General features: G+C 40.6%; 6 protein-coding genes (1 of these 6 cut by a window edge). All 6 read left to right on the forward strand.

From position 1 onward, the window contains the following. Positions 1-514, forward strand: the 3' portion of a protein-coding gene (locus QC759_RS06370; RefSeq protein ID WP_048073427.1) for an ABC transporter ATP-binding protein. 305 nt of this gene lie to the left of the window's left edge; only the last 514 of its 819 coding nucleotides appear in the window; the start codon falls outside the window, past its left edge; it ends in the stop codon at positions 512-514. Next, positions 511-1467, forward strand: a complete 957-nt coding sequence (locus QC759_RS06375; protein ID WP_052660012.1) for an ABC transporter permease — start codon at positions 511-513, stop codon at positions 1465-1467. The genes QC759_RS06370 and QC759_RS06375 overlap by 4 nt, the downstream gene beginning before the upstream one ends. Positions 1468-1686: 219 nt before the next feature. Next, positions 1687-2673 carry a cysteine synthase A gene (gene cysK, locus QC759_RS06380; RefSeq protein ID WP_048073428.1) on the forward strand — a complete coding sequence of 329 codons (987 nt, stop codon included), beginning with the start codon at positions 1687-1689 and terminating at the stop codon, positions 2671-2673. A 121-nt stretch (positions 2674-2794) separates the two neighbouring features. Then, entirely contained in the window at positions 2795-3508 is a 714-nt protein-coding gene (gene cysE, locus QC759_RS06385) for a serine O-acetyltransferase (RefSeq protein WP_048073429.1), read from the forward strand. Between the two features lie 208 nt (positions 3509-3716). Next, positions 3717-4094 carry a transcriptional regulator gene (locus QC759_RS06390; protein ID WP_048073430.1) on the forward strand — a complete coding sequence of 126 codons (378 nt, stop codon included), beginning with the start codon at positions 3717-3719 and terminating at the stop codon, positions 4092-4094. Between the two features lie 701 nt (positions 4095-4795). Further along, positions 4796-6830: carboxypeptidase regulatory-like domain-containing protein (locus tag QC759_RS06395; protein ID WP_279845367.1), on the forward strand; the 2035-nt coding region annotated here is incomplete at its 3' end.

A 6830-nucleotide genomic window follows, 5' to 3' on the forward strand; every position in this document is an offset into this window, starting at 1 on the left:
ACACACCAATAAAAAATTAAGTAAAGAGGAGATTAAAAGAAAATCCAAAAAATATCTGGATACAGTGGGGCTTTCCAAGTTTGCTGATAAATTCCCTAGAACTTTATCCGGTGGTATGCGTCAAAGACTTGCAATAGCCCGGATGTTTGCCATAAAACCCAAAGCTTTCTTAATGGATGAACCTTTCGGAGCATTAGATGCCTTAAACAAAGTTTATATGCAAGATTTGTTGGTTTATCTATGGACCCGGGGTGATAAACGAGAAACAACCCTTTACGTAACCCATGATGTAGATGAGGCTTTGTTTTTTTCCGACAGAATAGTGGTTATGACACCATCCCCCGGCAGAATCAAAGAAATAATAAATGTTGACTTCCCCAGACCACGATGCAGGGTTGATATTGCAAAATCTGCAGAATATATGAGTTTACGTTCAAAACTCATTTCTCTACTGCATGATGAGATGTTAGAATCCATTGCTGAACAGGAAAAACATTTGAGGGATTTAAAATGAGTTTTCAGGAAAAATCATTACAATGGTTTCCAACCAAATTAAGGACCAACTTACAGCATTTACTTGTATTTGGTATCTTCTTCGTGCTGTTTGCCATCACATTTGTATTGCCCAATACTTCTATTCCTGTAGGTACCAATTTGTTTGGCGCTGCACTGGGCTTATTAACATTATTATTTGCTATAGAAATATACATCCACAGAGAAGACTCTCAAAAAACAGTGGATCTCTTTCTAGTTCTGGGACTGGTGTTATTACTGTGGGATGTTGCAACCAGATTAAGCCTGATTGATACTATTCTTTTCCCAACACCTGAAGCAGTTTTTGCAGTTTATTCCCAGGATTACAGTAACATAATAACTGGAATATTCAGTTCACTTTCCATACTAGGTACCGGGTACTTATTTGCTGTAATACTGGCAGTACCCATTGGTTTAGTTATAGGATGGAGAAAACGGGTTTACAATGTGGCTTATCCCATCGCCAAAGTCGCATCCCCTGTTCCTCCCATAGTTTACATGCCGTATGCCATAGCATTACTCCCCTCCTTCTTCCTTTCATCGACTTTCCTGATATTTATCGGGGCTTTCTGGCCCATATTAGTCGGTGTAATATACGGTGTGTTTAGTATTGATCATCGGATATTAAACTCAGCCAAGACACTGGGATTGGATGAAATAACCATCATGAAAAAGGTACTGCTGCCAGGTTCAATGCAATCAATATTCTCCGGAGCGCTTATTGGTTTGATAATATCATTCATAACCCTAACTGCAGCTGAGATCGTAGGCGCCAGTTCTGGGCTCGGTTGGTACATCCAGTACCAAAGCCAGTTTGCTAATTATGATGGTGTGCTTGCGGGAATGATTGTTCTCGCCATTGTGGTAATCTTTATCACCATCATATTTGACAGAGTGCAAGATTACATCTTAAGATGGCAGAATACCAATTAAACCCAGAAATATCGTATTAAAATTTCTTTTTTATTTTTTACCCAATGATAACTTGCAAAAGATTGTACCACGCAACAAATAACCGAAACTTTTATAAAGGGTTTTCCACAATGAGAATTATAACAATTGTTATATAACAATAGTTATATTATATTATTTTGATGAGTTGTATAACAATAGTTATATAAGTGGAGTTATATAAAATAAAAGGTGAAAAAAATGGTAAAGATACCAGAATTAACAAGAGGAATTGCCAACGATATAACTGAAACCATTGGGAATACACCACTGGTAAGGTTAAACAGAATAAGCGAAGGTTTAGATGCAGAAATTTTAGTGAAACTCGAATCATTCAACCCAATCAGCAGTGTTAAAGACAGAATTGGGGTAGCTCTAATTGAACATGGGGAAGAAATAGGAGCCATAAAACCTGATTCAGTTTTAATAGAACCTACCAGCGGGAACACCGGAATTGCCCTGGCATTTGTAGCCGCAGCACGAGGATACCGATTAATACTCACCATTCCCGACACCATGTCCATTGAAAGAAGGAAACTTCTGGCCACCTTCGGTGCGGAAATAGTCTTAACACCGGGTGCAGATGGAATGCCTGGTGCAGTAGCCAAAGCTGAAGAACTGGCCGCAGAAATACCAAACTCAGTACTACCCCAACAATTCAAAAACCCAGCAAACCCAAAAATCCACCGGGAAACCACTGCCCAGGAAATCTGGAGAGACACCGATGGAAAGGTGGACATCGTTGTGGGAGGAGTAGGTACTGGTGGAACCATCACCGGTCTCGCACAAGCTTTAAAGGAAAAGAAACCTGAAATCAAAGCAGTTGCAGTAGAACCCGCAACATCACCAGTTCTATCCACCGGAGTAAAAGGACCACATAAAATACAGGGAATTGGCGCCGGATTTGTGCCCGAAGTATACGATGCCGACCTTATTGATGAAGTTATTCCCATCAAAGACGAAGATGCCGGAGCATACCTATTAAAACTGGCCAGGGAAGAAGGAATTCTGGCAGGTATCTCCTCCGGAGCAGCCACCCGTGCAGCAGTAGAACTTGCCCAGCGCGAAGAAAACAAAGGCAAACAGATAGTGGTCATACTACCTGACACCGGTGAACGGTACCTGAGTGTGGGATGGGTTTTCGAAGAAATTTACAAAACCTATGAAGACACAATCCCCCAAATATAAATTAGAATGTCTAAAGAAAGTAGATAAGCCATTCAATACTTCGGTGTTGAATGTTATTTTATATTTTCTTTAAAACCCCGTCTGATTTAGAATTTTAACTCTAACAGGAGGAAGAATAATAATGTTTGAAAGGATAAGTGAAGATTTGGAAATGGTACGTATGCGGGACCCTGCTGCCCGGAGCACTCTGGAAATATTCTTCTGCTATCCGGGGTTACACGCCATCTGGTGGCACCGACTGGCCAGCTGGTTCTGGAACCACAAACTATTATTTTTAGGCCGATTCACATCAGCCATCAGCCGCCTGTTAACCGGCATTGAAATACACCCCGGTGCCACAATTGGTCGAAGGGTGTTTATAGATCATGGAATGGGGGTGGTTATTGGTGAAACCGCAGAAGTGGGGGATGATGTACTGATTTACCAGGGCGTGGTCCTGGGGGGTACCAGTCTGGAGAAGACAAAAAGACACCCCACCGTGGGTAGTGGTGTGGTCATAGGTTCGGGAGCTAAGATCATTGGTAACATTAAAATTGGGGACGCATCTAAGATTGGTGCTGGATCAGTAGTCCTAAAATCCGTACCCTCAGGTTCAACCTGCGTGGGTATACCTGGAAGGGTGGTTCAGGAACAGCGTAAATGCGCCATTGACCTAGATCACGGAGAATTACCGGATCCAGTGGCCGAAGTTATCACCCTGCTTTTAAAACGTCAGAATGAAATGGAAGCCCAGATCAAAGAACTGGGAATTACATCTCAAGTAATGAAAGCTAATGGTTTATTAAATCGGAAAACTGAGATGGAAGAAATTTTCTCAGAAGGAGCAGGGATATAAGAATATCACTAAATTTACATAGATTTATATTAAGAATCACCATTATCATAATACACACATTTAAGACATTACATTTTAAAGTAAAGATAGGTGCAATAAGATAAGGAATTTAAAACTCATAAATTGATTAGAATTGTCAAAAAAAGGATATATGAATGAAATATTTTATAAAATTAAGATTTTAGAATAAGGGGAATTAGTGATTAAAATGAGACCTCCGTGTGAAATAGTAGTGTGGTACGTTATCCCCACCATCAGATCCGAACTGGCCAAGGAACTCCTTAACCTAGGAATGAAACAGAAGGAGATTTCTGAGCTTTTAGATATAACCCAGCCGGCTGTTTCTCAATACATCAGTGATAAAAGAGGACACGGTATCAAATTTAACGATGAGACCCAGAAACTCATAAAAGACTTTGCCAAGGGCCTGGTGGAAGAAAAGTACAACCAAAGGGACATAATACCGCATGTTTGCGAAATATGTAGAAAAGTGAAAACTGATGAAATTCTCTGTCAGTTGCACAAAGAAAAGGGTAAAATGCCCACTGACTGTGATGCCTGCATGTCATCCCACCTAGCAGAATAACCGAGATATTTGAGGCGTCACTTTTAAATTTTTATGGGAATATTTTGCCTTTATAAAAATAGAAATAAGATTACTATTTTTTTCTCTTAAATACCTGTTTTTTTGTCTTTATATCCGATTTTTGTTATATACAAAGAAAATTGTTTTTTACGTTCGGTCCCGAGATTACGTTTATCATTATTAATATATTAAAGATTTTACCTACTATCATTATTAATACATGAAAGATTACCGTAAAAATTTAATTGTATTTCTTTTTACAGGGTTAATCCCCCACACTAACATTAAATTTCATGATTAATCACCAAGTCAAGTATTAAAAAATGTACATTTTCTTTGATTTTTAATGGTTTTTAATTCTTAATTCAAACGCTTATTATCAGACTAAGCAGGCCATAAATTAATTTATTGGCAAATATAGATCTTAAAATAGATTATTGTTTTATCAAGGAAATATATCTGTATTCTATTAGCTTAATGAGGATTTAAACTATTTTCAAATAATAATATTTAAATACTATTGGATATTATTCAAACATGATATGCATGATACTTCAGTTAGTATTATGAGTTGCACCAGATATGTAAATTTGAAAGTAACTAACTCCATTTTACTTATCTTAAACTCAAATGCATTATCATCCGAAATAACGGCATTAAAGCAGTTATTTCCATTTGAAACAAAAAAGGAGGTGACAAATGTGAAGTATGAAAAACATGGAGCAGTTCTTCTGACAATCATTTTAGCAGTGATACTTTGCAGTGCAGTTAGTGCTGCAGAGTCTAGTGATACTCCTGTAAATTCTTCTGCAGATATTTCTGGGATACAATCAGATACATCGGCAGGATTTGACGAGAATAACAGTGATTCATCAATGGTAGACCCTATAATATCTGGAACAGTAATTGAAAGTGGTTCCAATACAGGATTAGGTGGAGTTACCATCAGGGTATGGGATACCAGTGACAATCTTATGGCAGAAACAATAACTGGAGCTGACGGATCCTATCAGGTAAATTTCAACAATCCCGGAACAGTATTCAAGGTGGCGGCGATCAGGACCGGTTACTTATCTTATCTTAAAGAGATTACGGTAACTCCCAATGCAACCAACCCCGCTGATCCCAACCTTTACGGTACTGCCGACTTCCGAGTATATGCTTTACCAGCTTACAGTGGCAATGCTTCAAGTTATGTATTGAATGTAGGTGCAATTCCAGGAATTTTACTGGATGTTTACGCCGGAAAGTCGAACGCATGGGTTGATAGTAAGGTGATACCCTACAGTGAGGGTGTGGGAATACCACTGGAGATTCGACTGCTTAGCGGTGACCTGCTTGCAGGTTTATTGAATGTTAATTCCACAGGTGGTCAGGGAGTGGTGACTGGAGGGATACTTCCCCAGAATTTACCCGCCCTACTACAGTTACTGGGCCTTGATTTAGGGGCTTTAGTTGGAGTTGCCGATTCCAGTTATCCCCCTGCAGCCAGTGGAGGAAGCAGCGTAATATCCCTGGATTTGAGTCTGTTGAATCTAATCCAGCTCCTAAATCTGGGAGTGATCAATGCCAACAGCAGTATAACCCCCGATTTCATTACGGGGGCCTTAACCAGTTCATCCAGTGTTGGCAGCACAGCTAACATAGAAGTTCTGGGCGGATTACTGGAAATTGAAGCTTTTAATGTCCAGGCAACGGCCATTGCCAATGGTGAACCTGGAGGTGCCACTGCCCACTATGACTGGAGTGTAGCTGACATTCGACTTTTAGGGATAAGTATTCTGAACCAGCTTAGAATAACTGGAGTTGTCCAACTTCCGGGAGTGCTCAGAATAGCCTTGGGGGATAAAACCGAGATTACTTCCCCTGATGGAACCTACGCTTTTGCTTCCGGGGATGCATTGAATATTGAGCTTCTGAACCTTATACCCGGCTATGAATTACTGACTCTAACCCTAGGTCATGCTGAAGCTGAAGCAACTGTACCCTTGGGTGGTTTAGATGCCGGCACCGCTGACCTGGGAATAGATAAATCCGTGAATAATTCTAATCCCAACTACCATGATGAAGTGGTTTTCACCCTAACTGCACATAACTACGGGCCCGATGATGCTACCAGTGTTCAGGTGAACGATCTGTTACCTGCAGGGTTTGAATGGACATCTGACGACTCTAACGGTTCATATAATCCGACAACTGGTATTTGGACCATTGGTGATCTGGCTAACGGTGAAAGTGTGGTGTTACATATTGTGGCACGAGTTACAGCATCAAATACCAGCCTAACCAACATGGCCCTTATCAACGGAACAGAACAGGACCCAGAACCAGGTAATGATCAGGACTCGGTGACGGTAACTGTTGGTCCCGCATCCGATCTGGAGGTTACCAAAGATGTGGACAACCATGCTCCCCACTATTTGGACACTATCACCTACACCATAACCATACACAACAATGGCCCGGATAACGCAACTGGAGTTACATCTGTGGATCTATTACCTGTTGGATTAAGGTACGTCTCTGATGATGGTAACGGATCCTACAATCCCACAACTGGCTTATGGACTATAGGAACTTTAGCCAACGGTGCAAACGCCATACTACACATCCTGGCACAAGTCATTACATCTAACACACAGATTACCAATATTGCTACGGTTAATGGAACCAATTACGACCATAATGACACCAACAACCAGACCAACACCACCATCACCGTACCACCCGCATCCG

Origin of the sequence: Methanobacterium formicicum (assembly GCF_029848115.1) — an archaeon.
GTDB classification, from domain to species: domain Archaea; phylum Methanobacteriota; class Methanobacteria; order Methanobacteriales; family Methanobacteriaceae; genus Methanobacterium; species Methanobacterium formicicum.